At 72.5% G+C, this 16,870-nt stretch carries 12 protein-coding genes; 6 read left to right on the top strand and 6 right to left on the bottom strand.

What is annotated here, in order from left to right:
* Positions 1-60: 60 nt before the first annotated feature.
* The 3 genes from ABD844_RS19730 to ABD844_RS19720 are packed head-to-tail and all read right to left on the bottom strand — an operon-like array spanning position 61 to position 6,492.
* Positions 61-3,339, bottom strand: a complete 3,279-nt coding sequence (locus ABD844_RS19730; protein WP_344879489.1) for a glycoside hydrolase family 38 N-terminal domain-containing protein — start codon at positions 3,337-3,339, stop codon at positions 61-63.
* Positions 3,336-4,838 carry an FAD-dependent oxidoreductase gene (locus ABD844_RS19725; protein ID WP_344879486.1) on the bottom strand — a complete coding sequence of 501 codons (1,503 nt, stop codon included), beginning with the start codon at positions 4,836-4,838 and terminating at the stop codon, positions 3,336-3,338. The genes ABD844_RS19730 and ABD844_RS19725 overlap by 4 nt, the downstream gene beginning before the upstream one ends.
* Before the next feature lie 7 nt (positions 4,839-4,845).
* Positions 4,846-6,492, bottom strand: a complete 1,647-nt coding sequence (locus ABD844_RS19720; protein WP_344879483.1) for an FAD-dependent oxidoreductase — start codon at positions 6,490-6,492, stop codon at positions 4,846-4,848.
* A 141-nt stretch (positions 6,493-6,633) separates the two neighbouring features.
* Here ABD844_RS19720 and ABD844_RS19715 point away from each other — a divergent pair, with 141 nt between their 5' ends.
* Positions 6,634-7,692 carry a LacI family DNA-binding transcriptional regulator gene (locus tag ABD844_RS19715; RefSeq protein WP_344879480.1) on the top strand — a complete coding sequence of 353 codons (1,059 nt, stop codon included), beginning with the start codon at positions 6,634-6,636 and terminating at the stop codon, positions 7,690-7,692.
* Positions 7,693-7,696: 4 nt separating this feature from the next.
* Here ABD844_RS19715 and ABD844_RS19710 read toward each other — a convergent pair whose 3' ends face one another.
* The gene (locus tag ABD844_RS19710; protein WP_344879477.1) at positions 7,697-8,455 is read right to left on the bottom strand and encodes an SDR family NAD(P)-dependent oxidoreductase; all 759 of its coding nucleotides are present in this window, start codon (positions 8,453-8,455) and stop codon (positions 7,697-7,699) included.
* A 62-nt stretch (positions 8,456-8,517) separates the two neighbouring features.
* On the opposite strand from ABD844_RS19710, the gene ABD844_RS19705 reads away from it, so the two are divergent.
* The 4 genes from ABD844_RS19705 (at position 8,518) to ABD844_RS19690 (ending at position 13,061) form a co-directional block, all read left to right on the top strand.
* A complete protein-coding gene (locus ABD844_RS19705; protein ID WP_344879474.1) occupies positions 8,518-8,979 on the top strand; it encodes a MarR family winged helix-turn-helix transcriptional regulator in 462 nt (153 codons plus the stop codon).
* A gap of 146 nt (positions 8,980-9,125) precedes the next feature.
* Positions 9,126-10,322 (top strand): dipeptidase, encoded by a 1,197-nt coding sequence (locus ABD844_RS19700; protein ID WP_344879471.1) that lies wholly within the window; start codon positions 9,126-9,128, stop codon positions 10,320-10,322.
* Positions 10,323-10,411: 89 nt separating this feature from the next.
* A complete protein-coding gene (locus ABD844_RS19695; RefSeq protein WP_344879468.1) occupies positions 10,412-11,845 on the top strand; it encodes a glycoside hydrolase family 6 protein in 1,434 nt (477 codons plus the stop codon).
* A 346-nt stretch (positions 11,846-12,191) separates the two neighbouring features.
* A complete protein-coding gene (locus ABD844_RS19690) occupies positions 12,192-13,061 on the top strand; it encodes a hypothetical protein (protein WP_344879465.1) in 870 nt (289 codons plus the stop codon).
* Positions 13,062-13,246: 185 nt separating this feature from the next.
* On the opposite strand, the gene ABD844_RS19685 is transcribed toward ABD844_RS19690, so the two are convergent.
* Positions 13,247-14,251, bottom strand: a complete 1,005-nt coding sequence (locus tag ABD844_RS19685) for a TetR/AcrR family transcriptional regulator (RefSeq protein WP_344879462.1) — start codon at positions 14,249-14,251, stop codon at positions 13,247-13,249.
* A 118-nt stretch (positions 14,252-14,369) separates the two neighbouring features.
* Here ABD844_RS19685 and ABD844_RS19680 point away from each other — a divergent pair, with 118 nt between their 5' ends.
* Positions 14,370-15,593, top strand: coding sequence for a cytochrome P450 (locus ABD844_RS19680; RefSeq protein WP_344879459.1), 1,224 nt, complete (start codon positions 14,370-14,372; stop codon positions 15,591-15,593).
* 52 nt (positions 15,594-15,645) lie between these two features.
* On the opposite strand, the gene ABD844_RS19675 is transcribed toward ABD844_RS19680, so the two are convergent.
* Positions 15,646-16,848 carry a CBM35 domain-containing protein gene (locus ABD844_RS19675; protein WP_344879456.1) on the bottom strand — a complete coding sequence of 401 codons (1,203 nt, stop codon included), beginning with the start codon at positions 16,846-16,848 and terminating at the stop codon, positions 15,646-15,648.
* Between the last annotated feature and the right edge of the window lie 22 nt (positions 16,849-16,870).

Below are 16,870 nucleotides of genomic sequence, written 5' to 3'. Positions count from 1 at the left end.
GTTCGTCGTTGAGGGCCGACGTTGGGGCCGACGATGGAGGACGTCGTCGGGCAGTGGGGGCTATCGGAGCTTGAGTGTGACCACGTGCCAGGGCTCGATCAGGACGGCGCCGTCGAGTTCGCGCAGCTCGCTCTCGTCGGCCCGGCACACGACGACCCGGCCCGGGTGGCGCGGACGTACCTCGCCGCCGCGGCCCGACAGGTCCTGGAGGCGGACGAGCAGGCCGTCGCGGTCGCGCGGCTCGGACACGGTCGCGGCGACCCAGTCCGGTAGTCCGAGGTCGAGCAGGCGGCCGGAGGGGGCGGCGAGGCGGCGCGGCTCGGTGTCGAACTTGTCGAGCCTGCTCACCTCCGACACCATGGGCGCCGCCCTGACCTCCCGGCCCAGCCGCCCGGCGGCCACCGGGTCGAAGGCGGGCAGCGGGCGGAAGGCGTAGCGCAGGGTGAGCGTGCCGTCCTGCTCGGGCGGGGTGTTGGTGGGCCAGTAGTTGTTCATGACCCAGGAGTAGAGCGCGCCCGTGGGCGGGGCGAAGCGTTCCGGCCAGGCACCGCGCACGATGTCGCCCGCGGTGAACAGCGGCGCGTCGGCCGAGGTCCACGCCACGGCCCCGGCGGGTGAGCCGACGACGACGCCGTACTGCGTGGTGAACCACTCCTGGCAGGCGCCGGGGGCGTGGTCGGCGGCGGGGTCGATCCAGCCCTGCTGCCGGTCGTAGTGGAAGCGGGGTTGCTCGGCGGCGAACGGGAAGGCCACGTACAGGGCCTCCTTGGCCGGTTCGCGCTCCTTCTCCAGGCGGACGGTCACGTCGACGCGGTCGTCGTCGTCCCTGAGCAGCACGTCCACCTCGACGTACGGGACGCTGGGGGCGCTGCCGACCGACCGCAGCCGCCAGCCGTCGTACGTCCTGCGCAGCCCGACCGGGCGCATCGCGGCCGGGAAGACGGCGAGGTCCGGCGGGTCGGCGTGGGGGCGGCGGCCGTCGAGCGAGGTGCGCGGCACGGGCGGGTGGTGGTGCGGGTCGCCGCTGTGCGCGGGCACGACGCGGGTGGAGGGGCCGTTGCGTACGTAGAGCACCTGGCCGAGCGGCCCGTCGAGCAGCCGGCGGCCGTCGGCCCGGCAGGTCAGCCCGAGCACGGCGCCGGTCGCGGGATCCAGCTCGGCCTCCCACCGCGAGGTGACGAGCCGCGGCGGCACCGGCAGCCAGTCTTTCGCCCGCTCGCCGGAGGCCGCGCCGCGGCCGTCCTCCTCGCCCGGCGCGAGCGGGGCCGGGGCGGCGAGCGGGATCGTCCGGTAGCCGAAGCCGGGGACGTCGGCCACGGTCATCCGGTAGCGGCGCAGCCCGGCGCAGTCGGCCAGCACCTCGGCGGGCAGCGGCGGCGGCCCGGCCGACTCGAACTCGACCTCCACGTCCCTGGCCCAGCTCAGCGGGTTGTGCACGAGCAGGGTCGGCCCCTGCGTGGTGACCAGCTCGCCGAGCTGGCTCATGGCCCTGCGGCCCTCGTCCACGGCGGTCCGCAGGGCGGTGTGCACCTGGTGCCGCTTCCAGTCGAGCTGGTCGCCGACCTGCTCGCCGTGCGGGTGGGCGAGCGCGTGCGACCAGGTCCAGGTGTGCTCGGCGCCGAACAGCGCGCCCTCCCAGGCGGCGTCGAGGGCCTCCCGGTTGGGCCGGTAGCCCGGTTCGGCCCGTGTCACCAGGGCGGCCAGGCCCTCGGCGGCGGGCAGCGCGCTCTGCGCCCGCCGGTGCTCGGCCACCACCGTGGCGCCGGTGCCGACGCCGTCCTCCCAGTAGCTGCCGCCGTCGCCCCGCCACACCGGCAGCCGGTCGGCCAGCGGGCGGACCGCGTCCAGGTAGCCGGCCATCGTGGAGACGACGATCCGGGGGTGGGCGTAGACGGCGTTCCAGCGAGCGGCGAAGCCGGCGTCGCCGTCGGCGAGGTCCTCGTTGTCGGCGTGGGTGCCGATGACCGCCAGGTCGTGGGGCAGGTAGCCGGGGCGTTCGTAGCGGGCCAGCAGGCGGCACAGGGAGTGGGCGCCGCCCTCGATCGTCTGCGGGTCGCCCACCATGAAGCGGAGCTGGGAGTAGGTGTCGGAGAAGTGGGTGAGCACGCGCGAGCCGTCCACGCCCTCCCACATGACCGGGCTGAGCAGGTGTTGCAGGTCGCTGTCCGCGTTGCCGCCGCGGTGGTGGTTCTCGATGCCGACGAAGCCCTCGACGCCGAGCGCGGCCAGGATGGACGGCACGGCCGCGCTGTAGGAGGGCACGTCGGTGAGGTTGGCGTACGTGACGGGCACGCCGTGCTCGTCGCGCAGCCGCGCCGCCAGGTAGGCGGCCCGGTAGATCTCCTCCAGCGAGGCCACGCCGGACAGGAACAGGCTGTGGAAGGCGTTGACCGCGATGCGGCCCTCGCGCAGGGCCCTGAGCACCCGGTCGGCGTTCTTCTCCGACCGGGTGGCCAGGTACTGGGCCAGGATGAGCGAGCCGTCCACCGAGAACGCGAAGCCGGGGTCGCGCTCCAGCGCCGCCAGCGCCCGGTCGAGGTTGCGGCTGTGCAGCTCCAGCACCTTGCCCTGGCCGTCGGTGTAGCCCACGTCGAGGTGCACGTGCGGGATGAGGTGCAGCGTCCACCTGCGGGCGGGGGTGAGGGCGAACGTCACGGGCGGGCCGCCGTCCACCCGCACCTCGGCCGGGCCGCGCGCCTCGTCGACCGGGAAGCGGACGCGTACCTGGCCGAGGTCGCGTTCCGGCAGGTCGAAGGCGTGCGTGCGGCCGGACAGCCGGACCTCCGCGCGGCGGGCGGAGGCGGGCACGGTCAGCTCGACGAGTTCGCGGCCGTCGTGCAGGTAGAGCGGCGTGGCCTTGAGCGCGGGAGGGGGCGGCGGCGACGTGGCGGGCGTCAGCTCGATCGAGCGCCAGGTGATGCCGCTGCCGAAGTGGTGCCCGAACTGCTCGCGGTGCCGGTGCGGCTGCCCGCCGGGGATCGTCACGGGGCCGGTGGCGGCCTCGCGGTCGAGCGTCGTGGTGATCGCCAGTACGTGCTCGCCCGGCGGCAGCATCGCCCCGGGGATCGGCACCTCCATCGTCACCTCGCCCGCGATGGGGCCGTGCCGGTAGACCTCGGTGCGGTCGTCGCGGCGTACCTCGGGGTGGACGAGCCCGCGGTGCCGGCCGTCGATCTCGATCTCCAGGTCGGGGCAGGGGCCGTGCCCGGCCGTGAACTCCAGCCGCAGCGCCCACCGCTCGCGGGCCTGCCCGACGTGCAGCGGCAGCTCGACCCGGTGCGGCCGCCGGCCGGCCGCCGCGTCGAGCGGCCCCGGCTGGAACGGCGGATCGGGGATCATGTCGGAACCTCCAGCTCGGGCAGGGACAGCACGCTGCCGTGCTCCCGCAGGGCGGCGGCCAGGTCGGGATAGCGGTAGTCCTGCACCGCCTGCCCGGTACGCAGCGCCTGAGCCGCCAGCTCGCCCGCGGCCTCGCCGAGCATGCCGAAGTTCGGCTCCATGCGGGCCGACAGGTACGCGACGTGGCTGGCGGAGAAGCAGACGGGCACGGCGACGTTCTCGATCCCGCCGCGCGCAGGGAAGAGGCACTCGGCGGGGATCTGGTAGAGGTCGGCCGGCTCGTTGTACTCGGTGCCGCTGGGCGGCCCCTCCCCCGCGATCGTGTCCTGGCCCTCGGGGTAGAGCTGGACGATGTGGCAGTCGATGCCGTACTTCCAGCAGCAGACCGGGGTCGGCGTGGTGTTGCCGGGGGCGCGCAGGTCGTGCTGGGTGAGGACGTGCTGTCCGACCATGCGGCGGGCCTCGCGGATGTAGAGGGCGTGCGGGAAGCCGGCGCCGTACGGGCTGTCGGCGAACTCGTCGGCGGGCAGCCCGAAGGCGCGCGTGTCGGCGCGGAACGACTCCGGCAGCGACGGGTCGTTCGCCAGGAAGTAGAGCAGGCCCTGGTGCCAGCGGACGTGCTCGGCGATGACCTCCTCCCGCCGCGCCCAGGTGCCGTCGGGGTAGTCCCACGACGCGCCCGGCAGGTCGAACCCGATGAACAGCGCCTGGTTGGTCTGGTACTTGTCGCCGGGCGGCAGCAGCGCCGTGTGGGTGACGATGTCCGACAGGCCCCCGATGCCGCGCCGCCGGACGAGCTGGCCGAGCAGGTCGTACAGGCGCGGGTCGTACCCCTCCGGGCGGGGGAAGGGCAGCCGGTCGGCCGCCTTGGACAGCACGCCGCGGAAGTTGTACGCCTGCGTCTTGGCGTCGCCGTCCCCTGGCCGCTCGGTGGGCGGCGGGCCGACCGGGTAGCCGCGGTTGGGCGAGAACTCGCTGCGGCGCAGCGCCCGGTGCGGGAGCACGCCGGCGAACGGCTCGTCGTAGCGGGCGCGGGGCTCGCGCCCGTAGGTGTACGGCACGCCGGCGGCGGCCATCAGGTCGCCCTCGTAGGAGGCGTCGATGAAGAAGCGCGCCCGCCGGCCGAGCACCGCCTGGATCCGGCGGCCCCGGGTCTCGACGTCGGCGGGGCCGTGGACACGGGTGCCGGCCAGCACCTCGGCCCCCGCCTCCGCCAGCAGCCGCCGGGCGACCCGCTCGGCGACCTTCGGCTCGAAGCGGTAACGCGGCTCGTCCGCGCCGTACTCGCGGCCGATGCCGGCGAAGAAGCGGTCGCGGGTCAGCCCGGCCAGGGCCTCGATGACGTTCGGCGGGTCGCTCTTGACCAGCCCGCCGGCCACGATGCCGCCCACGTGCCCGGTCGGCTCCAGGATCAGGCTGGACAGCCCGCGCAGGCGCAGGCGCAGCGCGGCCATGATGCCGGCGAGCGTGGCGCCGTAGATGATGACGTCGTGCTCCATGGCCGCCTCACCCGCGCCGCTCGGGCAGGACGTAGGTGGGGGTGGCGTTCTTGCGCGCCTGCGAGGGGCGCAGCACGGCGACGTCGTCCGGCCAGGCCACCGGGGCGCCGATGGTGCCGGTGAGCAGGCGCTGCAGGTCCTCGGTCAGCTCGGCGGAGTCGGCCACGGCGTGCGGCTCGCTGCCCCGGCTCAGGCAGAGGGACGACAGCGCGCCGACGGCCTCGCCGATGCTCCACTCGACCGGGTGCAGCCGGTAGCTGCCGTTGGTGATGTGGGTGGTGCCGATGTTCTTGCAGGCGGGCAGCAGGTTGCGCAGGCGGACCGGGACGAGCGCGCCCAGCGGGATCTGGAACGGGTAGACCTCGAGGTTGACGTAGTTGATGCCGGCCGTGCTCGGGTGCAGGTCGATGTTGTAGTGGCCGACGCCCACCGAGTCGGCGAACCGTTCGGCGCCCGCGCCCTCGGGGCGGTCCACGACCGCGATGTGCTGCTCCACCACGGTGAAGCGGGCCCTGATGCGGCGCGACTCGCGGATGTAGGCGGACTTCGCCAGGCCGTCGGCCGTGCCCGTGAGGTCGGGGCGCAGCCGCAGCCCCGGGTAGCCGTGGCCCCCGTCGTGGCGCGGCGCCTCGGTCTGCATCCAGTGCAGGTACGACAGCGACAGCTCCTTGCACCGCTGCAGCGCCTTGTCGCGGTCGGCGCCCCGGCCGAGCAGCGGCGCCTCCCAGTAGTCGATGTTCGGCCAGTTCACCAGCGTGATGTCGGTGTCGACGAGCGCGCGGTCGAACTGGGTGCGGGCCCTGATCCGGCGGAAGTGCCACAGGTCGGCCAGGCTCACGGCGTCCGTGTCGCCCTCGAAGATCCGGTTGACCCGGCCCTTCATGGTGTGGATGTCGATCTTCTCCCAGGAGAGCTGGGGGCCCGGCCAGAAGGAGTCGACGTGGGTCTTCCAGTGGTCGTAGGAGGCGGGCTTGTCGATGACGTGCTCCTCCCCCGGCCGGTACTCCAGCGGGAAGCACCAGGTGATCGCCTGCTGGTCGGTGGGGTCGGCCACCGAGGCCGCGTACGGCTCGCCGGTCTCGTCGCGGGACTCGGCGCCGATCACGTGCTCGGCGCCGGTCAGCTCCAGCAGGTCGCCCAGCTCGGTGGCGTCGGCCACCAGGGGCGCCACGACGGTGGTCGGCTCTCCGGTACGCGTGCCGCGCAGCGTCACGGAGGTCACCCGGTCGCCCTCGGTCTCCGCCGCCACGGGGACGTGCTCGAGTAGCACGGTGATCCGGCCCGCGGAGACGTACGGCATGAGCAGCTCTTCGAGGGCGGCCAGCGCCACCCGCGGCTCCACGCACAGCTTGCTCACGTTGCCCAGGCCGGGGTTGAGCACCTCCTGCGCCGCCACCTCGGGAAGCAACGGGTAGTTGCGCCGGTAGTAGTCGCGGATGCGGTTGCGCAGCTCCCGGTATCCGGCGGAGACGTGCGGGGTCTCGATCCACGGATGCTCGTCGGAGGGCACGGCCTGCGCCGTGAGCTGTCCGCCCAGCCAGTCCGTCTCCTCCGTGAGCACCACGCGGTGGCCCAGGCGGGCGGCCGTCAGCGCGGCCGCCACCCCACCCAGTCCGCCGCCCACCACCAGCAGGTCAACCTTCAGCTCAGTCATTGCTAATGTATTAGCTTTCTGTGCGCCAGCCCGTCAGGTTGCGCACATGTTAAGCCTGGGCTAAATGGACGTGTCAATAGCTGATTCTTGTGCAAATATCAGCACTGGACAGCCGAGCGATTGCTAATGAAAAATGGGGGCATGTCGCGATCAAGGGGGAGAGGGCCGAGCCAGGCGGACATCGCGCGGGAGGCGGGGGTGTCCCAGTCGACGGTCTCGATGGTGCTGACTGGCTCGGGCGACCTCGGCCGCATCTCGGCCGAGACGCAGCGCAAGGTGCTCAGGGCGGCCAGACAGCTCAAATACGTCTCCGCGGGCCAGCAGCGCCTGGCGTCCGGCGGCCGGCACGCGCCGCTGCTGCTCGGCGTGCACACGTTCGAGCCGATCTTCCCGACCAGCGCGGGCGACTACTACTTCGAGTTTCTCCAGGGCATCGAGGAGCAGGCCGGGATCGAGGGCTGCAACCTCGTGCTGTTCACCGCGGCGCCCAACGACGACGGGGTGCGCCGCATCTACCGCGGCTCCACGAACGGGCTGCGCCAGGCCAACGGCAGCCTGCTGCTCGGCCACCACACCCACAGGGAGGACCTGGCCCGGCTGGCCGCCGACCGCCACCCGTTCGTCTACATCGGCCACCGCGAGGTCCCCGGCACGGAGATCTGCTACGTCGGCGGCGACTACCGCGCGGCGACCGGCCGCATCCTCGACGACCTGGTGGCGCTGGGCCACCGCACCTTCGCCTACGTCGGCGAGGCCAAGCGCGACGAGCCGCAGACCGACCGCTGGGAGGGCTTCCGCGCCGCACTCGAACGTTTCGGCCTGGCGGTGCCCGAGCCCGTCTTCACCCGTCCCGACGACCTGACCGCGCAGTGGCTCGACCGGACCGTGCGCGAGGGGGCCACCGCCATCCTCGTCGAGGCGGTCAGCCTGATCCGGGTCCTGGTCGCCATGGCCAGGCTGCGCGGCCTGGAGATCCCCGGCGACCTCTCGCTGGTGCTGCTCGTGGACGACCCCTCGGGCGAGTCGGGCCTCGACCAGGTCGCCACGCTGCGCATCCCCCGCAACGCCATGGGCCGCCGCGCGGTCGACCTGCTGACCTCTCTCATCACCGACCCGGCCGGCGACTACGAGCGCCAGGTGCTGCTGCCCTGCACCCACACGCTCACCGGCACGGTCGGGCCCCCGCGCCCCTCGGCGTAGCCGGTCAGCGGGTCAGGTGACGGCCGCCGGCCACGGACAGCACCTCGCCGTTGACGTGCCCGTTGGCCGCCGAGCCGAGGTAGGCGGCGGCCGAGGCCACGTCGTCCGGCGTGCAGATGCGGCCCGTCGGCGTCTTGGCGCTCTCGGAGTCGACGGCCTGCTGACCGAGCCAGGGCGCCGACAGCGCGCGGTCGGTGAGCGTGAAGCCGGGCCGTACGACGTTGGTGAGCACGCCGTGGGCCGCCTCCCTGACGGCGAGCACCTTCGCGGCCGTCTCCAGCGCTCCCTTGGCCGCCGGGTAGACCACGCCCGCGGCCATCGGCTGGTCCACCACGTCGGACGAGACCAGCACCAGCCGCCCCCACCCGGCGTCGCGCATGCCGGGCAGCACGGCGTCGGCCAGCATCAGCGTGCCGGTCACGTTCGCGGTGAAGCCGTCGTTGAGCCCCTCCCACGTCTCCGGCCCTCTCTCGGGCCAGGCGACCGCGTTGGCCACCAGGACGGCGACGGGGCCCAGCTCCCGCTCGACCTCGTCCACCGCGGCCAGGACCGACGCCGGGTCGCGCTGGTCGATCCGCACCGCCACGCCCTTGCCGCCCGCGCGGGTGATCGCGCCGAGGAGGTCGCGTACGCGCTCCTCCGAGCGGTGCCACCCCGCGGCGACCAGCGCGCCCTCCCGCGCGAACGCCATCGCGACCGCCCGGCCGATGTCGCCCGACGCCCCGGTGACCAGCACCACACGCCCATCGAGCCCCAGGTCCATGAGACCTCCCAGATAGTTAGCCGACTACTTATTAGCCGACTATATATCTATAGGATGGTCAGGTGGACACAAGCGAGGCGATCCGCGTCAACCGGGCGCTGAACAAGATGAGCAAGCTCTACCGCGCCGCCAAGGCCCGCAAGCTGGCGGCGCTGGGGCTGCACCCGGGGCAGGACGTCATGCTGTGGCTGCTGGCCCAGGAGCGGGCGGGGATCACGGTGTCGGAGCTGGCGGCCCGGCTGGGCATCGAGCCGCCCACCGCCACCCGCAGCCTGGCCCGCCTGGAGGGCGGCGGCTGGTTCCGCCGCGAGCCGGTCCCGAACGACCGCCGCCAGGTGCGCATCGTCGTCACGGAGGCGGGCCATGCGCTGATCCCGGAGATCGAGCGCGCGTGGGCGGAGCTGGCCGAGGAGACGCTGGGCGGGGTGAGCGCGGAGCAGCGCGAGAACACGCTCCTCGCCCTCGAACAGGCGAACGACCGCCTGCGGGGCCTGGTCGACCCGACCGTCCTGACGGAGGAGTGAACGGCGGCGTCCGACAGGGGTGTCGGCCGATACATGTGCGCGATTGACGCAATTGACGGATAGATGCTTGATTGAGGTGACTTGTACGCTTGCATCGCTCCGACTCCGGTTCGCGCCGGAGCCTCGGCCCGCCGGAAGGGGAACTCGTGAGCATCGACGGCGTAGCCGACCGGGTGGAGACGATCCTGCGCGCAGCCCCGATCGTCGACGGCCACAACGACCTGCCCTGGGCGGCCCGTGTCACCTGCGGATACGACCTCGCCCGGCTCAACCTGCGCGACACCGCCGGAGCCACGCACACCGACCTGACCCGGCTGCGCGCGGGGCGGGTGGGCGCCCAGTTCTGGTCGGTCTACGTCCCGGCCTCACTGTCCGGGCAGGACGCGCTCGCCGCCACCCTTGAGCAGATCGACTTCGTCCGGCAGATGGCCGCCGCCTACCCCGCCGACCTGGCCCTCGCCTTCGGGGCCGACGACGTCGCGGCGGCGCGGGAGCGGGGGCGCATCGCCTGTCTCATGGGCGCCGAGGGCGGCCACTCGATCGCCTGCTCGCTCGGCGCGCTGCGCATGCTGTACGCCCTGGGCGTCCGCTACCTGACCCTGACGCACAACGACAACGTGCCGTGGGCCGACTCCGCCACCGACGCCCCGGCGGCCCACGGGCTGACCTCGTTCGGGCGCGAGGTCGTCCGCGAGATGAACCGGCTGGGCATGCTCGTGGACCTGTCCCACGTGTCGCCGGAGACGATGCGGGACGCGCTCGACGTGAGCGAGGCACCGGTGATCTTCAGCCATTCGTCGTGCCGCGCCCTCGTGGACCATCCGCGCAACGTCCCGGACGCCGTGCTGGCCCGCCTGCCGGGCAACGGCGGCGTGTGCATGGTGACCTTCGTGTCCGCCTTCGTCTCCGAGCAGTGCAGGGAGTGGGGGCTGGAGCTCGACGCGTACGTGCGCGAGCAGGGCGTGGACCCGGCCGACCGGGCGGCGGCCGAGGAACCGGCGGCGGAGTTCCTGCGGCGCAGGCCGCGCCCGCGCGCCACGCTGGCCCAGGTCGCCGACCACGTGGAGCACGCCCGTGAGGTCGCGGGCGTGACGGGCATCGGGCTGGGCGGCGACTACGACGGCTGCACCGACCTGCCCGACGGGCTGACCGACGTGTCCTGCTATCCCGCGCTCTTCGCCGAGCTGGTGTCCCGTGGCTGGAGCGAGGGCGACTGCGAGCTGCTGGCCGGGGGGAACGTGCTGCGCGTGCTGCGCAGGGCCGAGCGGATCGGCGCTGAGCTGGCCGCGCGGCGGGGGCCCTCGCTGGCCCGGTACACGGCGGACGGCCTGCCCGGTCACTGAGGACCCGGGAACCCCAGAACGGATCTGTTGACCCGGCCGGGATCGGACAGTCATGATCATCGTCGGAAGCCGACGAAAGGTTATCACACGTGCGATCCCGCTTATGTCTCCGATCTGGTGGAACGGCCGCGCTGGCAGCCGTACTGACCGCCGCCGCCCTCGTCGTCCCCTCGCCCGCCTCCGCCGCCGCCCAGCTCATCGCGAACGGCGCCTTCACCACCTCCACCAGCCCGTGGGCGGCCCACGGGCAGTCCGCGATCTCGGTGGAGACCGAGCGCCTGCGGGTGGAGGTCAAGGCGGTCGTCGCCAACTCATGGGACGCGATGGTCGCCACGCCCACGACCGCCGCCCTGAACCCCGGCAAGAGCTACACCCTCTCCTTCGACGCCTCCTCCACGACCGCCTTCACGGCCCGCGCCACGGTCCAGTACACGGCCACCCCGAGCAGCAACCAGTCGCTGTCCACCGACGTGTCCCTGACCACGGGGAGCAGGCGCTACAGCATCCCGTTCGTGGCCGCGCCCGGCTCCGCCACGGCCGCCGAGGTCACGTTCCAGCTCGGCGGGTCCGGCGGCAAGCCGGTCGTCCGCCTCGACAACGTCTCGCTCATGGAGACGCAGACCACCCGGCCCACCGCCCTGTACGTTTCCTCGCTGTCCAACCCCGCCAAGTGGGCCGGCCAGCACCTGGGGACCCCCGAGGGCCAGGCCGTCATGAACGCCATCGGCAGCAAGCCGATCTTCGAGTGGTTCGGCGACTGGTTCGGTGACCTCACGCTGGCCGTGGACACGTACGTGGGGGCGGCGCAGGCGCAGGACCGGCTGCCGATGCTGGTGGCGTACAACATCCCGAACCGGGACGCGTGCGGGGGCCACTCGGGCGGGGGCGCGGGCGACGCGGTCGCCTACCACGCCTGGATCACCGAGTTCGCCAAGGCGATCGGCACCCGCCACGCCGTCGTCGTGCTGGAGCCCGACGCGGTCGCCGCCGCGGGCTGCGTGACGCGGTTCGGCCTGGACCCCGCGGACCAGTACCGGATGCTGCTGGACGCCACGCAGGTGCTGCGGGCCCAGGCGCCGAACGCCTGGGTGTACCTGGACGCGGGCCACGCCGCCTGGCTCTCCCCTGACGAGGCCGCCCCCGCGCTGGTCGCGTCGGGCATCGGCAACACGCGCGGCTTCTCACTGAACGTCTCCAACTACGTCACGACCGCCGACAACGAGGCGTACGCGGCGGCCGTCAACACGCGCCTGGCGGGGACGGTGGGCGCGAAGAAGTACGTGATCGACACCAGCAGGAACGGCAACGGCCCGTACGTGGACGGCACGCCGGGCGACAACTGGTGCAACCCGCCGGGGCGCAAGCTCGGGACCACGCCCCGGCAGCAGTCGAGCGGTGCCGAGTACCTGTTCTGGGTGAAGGTGCCGGGCGACTCCGACGGGCCCTGCGGGATCGGCGGCACGACGCCGGCCGGCACCTTCAGCCCCGATCTCGCCCTGGCCCTGATCAACGGCACCCCCTGACCTTCGCGGGCCTCGCGTCTCCCCTGGTCAAGGGCGCCATCTGAGCTCACGCGGGCCCGGCGCCTGGCCGGCGGCGCACCTGCCCGCCGGCCCGGTGCCACTCGCGGCGGCCCGGATCGTTCCAGTCGCGCCGGAACCGTTCCCGTCGCCGTCGGCCCGTCACACTCGGTGACACCGCCACGTTGCGTGGACCGTTCCGCACAAAACGTGAGCATTTCTCGGGTTGTCGATCGTTTTGACACAGACTTGTCACGATCGCGGTAACGGAAGGTTGCCTGCCACTCATGCTCTGTTATGGTCCCGTCTTGTCTCAAATTGGGATGACCTTTCACTACATAGGAGGATCATGAGGAGCACGAAGAGGGCTGCCATCCTGACCGCGGCCGTGGTCACGGCCACCGCGCCGCTGCTGGCCGTCGCCTCCCCGGCGCTGGCCGAGCAGCCCGCCAAGACCACCCAGGCCGTTCAGACCCTGCCGCTGGAGTGGCTCTCTCTTGACGCGCTCACCGGTAACCAGTTGGTGCAGCGAGTCAAGGACCTGCTCGGCAAGGGCTACGTCCCCACGGCGCTGAACGTGACCAACGCGGCCAACCCGCAGTACACGTCCCTGTGGGTCAAGGACGCCACCAGCAAGGTGAACGTCCTGCAGGGGCTGACGGCCACGACCCTGCCCCAGCGCATCCAGGAGCAGGTCAAGGCCGGCTTCCAGCCGAAGCTGATCAGCGGCACCGGCATCGGCTCCAACGCCGTCTTCGCCGCCGTCTTCGAGAAGACCACGCAACTGGCGAAGTCCCAGCTCGCCATGTCCAAGGAGACCTTCACCAAGGTCAACTCGGAGCTCTCCGCCGCCGGCTACAGCATCTCCTCGCTGGACGTGTACGGCACGGTCGAGAGCCCCCTGTACGCGGCCGTCTGGGCGGCCGGCGGCACCACGGGGGCCCTCCAGGTGACCCTCGGCCAGACCGTTGAGCAGCGCGGCCAGGAGCTCCTGGCGAAGGCGAAGCAGGGCCTGCGCCCGGTGCTCATGGCGGTCGAGCCCGGCAAGCTCTACACCACCGTGTGGAGCAAGGGCAGCACCACCGGGCTGAAGGAGTACCTGAGCCTGTCCAAGCTGACCTACACGGTCAAGTCGGTCGAGCTCAAGAGCCTCGGTTACACGCCGCAGATCCTGAGCACCGAGGACGGCGTCATCGCGTCCGTCTGGAGCAAGAGCTAGCCGCCTGGGGATTGATCCGCGGGCATGCCGTACGTCCGCTCCCCGGTGACGTGGTGACACCTCCGTTCGGCCGCCTCCCCGCCTCCTGCCCCCGCGCAGGCGGGGTCGGGGCCGAAGGGGCAGGGGTGGTCCACGTCGCCGGGGAGCGTCCCCGCGCCTGCCGCCACGACGATGTCAGGGCCGGATCAGCGGGTTTCGCTCGATCGCCGGTGGCCGTGGCGGGCGCGGTAGGCGCGTTGCTGGCAGGCATGTGAGCAGTATCTGCGGGGTCGGCCGCGCGCGGGCTGAGCCACCGGCGCGGCGCAACACGGGCACGTGGACGCCACGGCCTCTCTTTTTTCGTCACGCACCTTTGTCGGACTTTCGTCACCCCGGTGGATCCCGGACCGGCTGCTGGGCCATGCGCCCTCCGCCGAGATGCCATCGGGCGCGGGCCCTCCGCCCGGCGCGAGAGCTGCGTCCGTCGTGAGAGCTGCGTCCGTCGTGAGAGCCGTGTCCGTTGCGAGAGCCGTGTCCGTCGCGCGGGTGGCGTCCGGTGTGCGGCTCGACGCCGCCGCCGCGCGTACGCCACGCATCGCGATGTCGACGGCCCGCAGCACCATCGCCTCCATCCGCTCGTGCGCCGGCTCCCCCCGCGCCACGCCGACCAGGCCGACGGTCTGGATGGCGCCCACCACCGCGCCGACCATCCCCGCCGCGGTCATCCGGTCGAGCCGGTCGGAGTACGCCTCGTAGAGCGCGTGGGCCAGCCGCAGCAGCGACTCCTGCATGTGCCGCAGCCGTCGCGCCTGCAGCTCGGGCACGGTCATGACGAGCTGGACGCGCAGCGGGTCGACGCCCGCCGTGATGTCGGGGCCGAGGTCCGGGGACAGGGCCCGGCCGAAGCCCTCCCGCACGACCCGGGCGAGCAGCTCGGCCGGCCCTTCCTCGGGACCGTGCTCGGCGAACATCCGGAACACCGCGTCCATCCCCTCCCGGTCGCCCGCGAAGAGGATGTCCTCCTTGTCGGCGAAGTAGTTGAAGAGCGTCGCGGTGGAGACCTCGGCCGCCGCGGCGATCTCGGCGACCGTGGTCCGCGCGTACCCCTTCTCCGCGAACAGCCGCGCCGCCGCCTCGACCAGCGCGCGCCGCGTGCGCTCCTTCTTGCGCTCACGCAGGCTCGGCGCCTTCTCCTCTGCTCCGCTCTCCACGAGCGCAGGGTACAGCGGCTAATGTTGGAACGCAACGAAAGTTTCATCGTTTGCAATTATTCGTCAAGTGCTGTTTCGTGGGGAAGGTCCGTACGCACGCAAGGGAAGGTCGAGAGAGATGGCACCAACGTTGTCCGCGGGGACACCCGCCCCGATCACCATGCCCACGGAGCGGAGCGCGGGCTGCCCGTTCGACCCACCGCCCGAGCTGGGGCCGCTGCGCGAAGGGCAGCCCGTCCAGCCGCTCGCCTACCCCGGCGGACACACGGGCTGGCTGGTCACGAGCCACGCCCTGGTCCGTACGGTGCTCGCCGACCCCCGCTTCAGCTCCCGGATGGAGTTCCGCCGCCCGGCGATCCACCGGCCCGCGATCGAGGAGATGATCACCTCGGACCGCGTCCCGGCCGGGATGTTCATCGGCATGGACGCCCCCGAGCACACGCGCTATCGCCGCCTGCTCACCGGTGAGTTCACCGTGCGCCGGATGCGGCAGCTCGAACCGTGGATCGAGCGCGTCACCGACGAGCACCTCGACGCGATGGAGCAGGCCGGGCCGCCAGTGGACCTGGTGGCGGCGTTCGCGCTGCCGATCCCGTCGCTGGTGATCTGCGAGCTGCTCGGCGTCCCGTACGCCGACCGCGAGCGCTTCCAGCACGACACCCGCGTGGCGATGACGCTGGAGAGCACCCCCGAGGAGTTCGACGCCGCCCGGCACTCGCTCGGCGGCTATCTGCGCGAACTGGTCCTCCGCAAGCGCGCCGAACCGGCCGACGACCTGCTCAGCGGCCTCGTCACCGGCGGCGAGCTGAACGACGAGGAGCTGACCGGCATCGCGATGATGCTGCTGGTCGCCGGGCACGAGACCACCGCCAACATGATCAGTCTGGGCGTCCTCACCCTGCTGGCGCACCCCGGCCAGTTGGCGGCGGTCAGGGACGACCCGTCACTGACCGAGAACGCGGTCGAGGAGCTGCTGCGTTACCTGTCGATCATCCAGTTCGGGACGCAGCGGGGTGCGCTGGAGGACGTCGAGCTGGGCGGGGTGACGATCAGGGCGGGTGAGGTCGTCACGGTCTCGATCCCCGCGGGCAACCGGGACCCGGAGCGCTTCGACGACCCCGACACCCTCGACGTGACGCGGAGCGCCGCCGGGCATCTCTCGTTCGGGCACGGGGTGCACCAGTGCCTGGGCCAGCAACTGGCCCGCATCGAGCTGCGGTGCGCGTACCCGGCGCTGTTCCGGCGGTTCCCCACCCTGCGTTCGGCGGTGCCGATCGAGGAGGTGCCGCTGCGTGCCGACATGAACATCTACGGCGTGCACCAGCTCCCCGTCACCTGGTGACACCCCGCTCCGCGGCAGCCACCGGAACGTTCCGCCGGGTCGGAGCGCGCGCTCACTGCGCCAGCTCGATGTAGTCCAGGTTCGGGTTGCCGCCCGCGGTGGTGGACGTGATCCGCACCGTGTTCGCGCCCGCGGTGAGGGTGACGGGCACGGTGGCGGTGGCCCAGGTCGTCCAGGCGCCCGTGCCGCCGAAGGGTGGGGTGGCGACGGTCGTGCCGTTGACGGTGACCGTCGCCGGGCGGCCGGTCGTGGTGCCGTTGGCGTAGCGGATCCGGAGGGTGGCGGGTCCGGCGGCGCCGCTGACCGTCCACTCCACGTACGGGCCCGCGGCATTGTCGCCGTTGACGAACCCCGCCCCGGAGAAGCCCGCGTGGTTGGACTCCACCGCGCCCTGGGAGATGGTCGCGTTCTCCGCCTCGTACCGGGTGACGCCGCCGCCGCTGCCCGGCACGGCCTTGTAGGACCTGAGGTTCGTGAGCAGCAGGTGGCAGTTCTGCAGCGAGCCCGACGTGTCGCCCAGCGAACGGTAGATGCCCCACTTGGGCCGCACCCGGTCGCCGAGGAACGTGTCCACGCCCGTCCTGGTCGCGTCCACCACCGTGGCGCCGCCGTTCGAGACCATCCACCTGACCCCGCCGGACGAGCCGTCGCCGATCCTGATCTCGTAGTCGACGTCGATCCACCTGTCGTGCAGCGGCTCCAGGTCGGTCCGCCCGACCAGGATGTCCGGCTCGAAGATCTTGTGCTCGATGGTCTGCCTGCCGTCCACCCGGCGCAGCGAGGTGACCGTGATCGGCGACGTCCCCGTGCCGGGCATCTTGGTCTGGAAGATGTGGGTGAACGTCGTGGTGGCCTTGAGCGTGCTCGGGATGTACATCGAGTACGTGACCCGCCACAGCTCACCGCTCCTCCACTGCAGGAAGCCGCTGCCGGAGGTACGGTTGCCGGTCACCTCGTGCCGCTGCCGGTCGGTGCTCGTGTCCCGGTCGGCCGTGTGCATGGTGAAGCGGTAGTTGTTCCCCTCGGGGAAGATGTGCGGCGCACCGGCCGGGTGGGAGTCGGCGCGGTCGTCCTCGACGGTCTCCCACGCCCCCATGCCGTTGACGGAGGCCGCGGGCGACCACAGCAACTGCCAGGTCATCCCGGAGGGCAGCAGGGTCGGGGCGGCCCACGCGGGCCGCGCGGGCAGCAGCGGCGTGACGGCGGCGGCTCCCAGGAGGGCGCCGAACCGGCGGCGGGACAGGGGCTCTCTCATGTCGTCACATCCAGACGGTCGG

Origin of the sequence: Nonomuraea antimicrobica, assembly GCF_039536965.1 — a bacterium.
GTDB classification, from domain to species: domain Bacteria; phylum Actinomycetota; class Actinomycetes; order Streptosporangiales; family Streptosporangiaceae; genus Nonomuraea; species Nonomuraea antimicrobica.
The sequence above is the reverse complement of the archived record's forward strand: the minus strand, read 5'-3'. Positions and strand labels throughout refer to the sequence as shown.